Source organism: Streptomyces sp. URMC 126, from assembly GCF_051386555.1.
Classification (GTDB): Bacteria; Actinomycetota; Actinomycetes; order Streptomycetales; family Streptomycetaceae; genus Streptomyces.
Window position 1 is genome coordinate 1 of the sequence record NZ_JBPQTX010000903.1, and the last position, 269, is coordinate 269.

The 269-nt window shown below is 67.3% G+C and carries 1 protein-coding gene; it reads left to right on the plus strand.

Annotated features, from left to right (window positions below):
• The coding region (locus ACSNOK_RS34420; protein WP_436784653.1) for a hypothetical protein at positions 1-269 on the plus strand (269 nt) is incomplete at both ends.

The following is a 269-nucleotide window of genomic DNA, read 5'->3' on the forward strand; positions in this document are numbered from 1 at the left end:
GGTCAGGCGCTGGTTCCAGCGGCTGCCGACGGCCGGCAAGCTGCTCGTTATCCTCTCGGCCGCAGTGCTCCCGTTAGGCCTGGTGCTGGTGTGGGCGGCGACGACCGGCATCAACCAGGCCAACGACGCGCTTCAATCGCGCGCCACCGACCAGGGGCGTTCCGTAACGCGCTCGCTCGAATCCTACATCGTGCGAAACGCATTGGCGCTGCGGATCGCCGCCAGCGGCGCGCTGCGGGAACCAACACAGCAGTGCGATTATGTGAGGC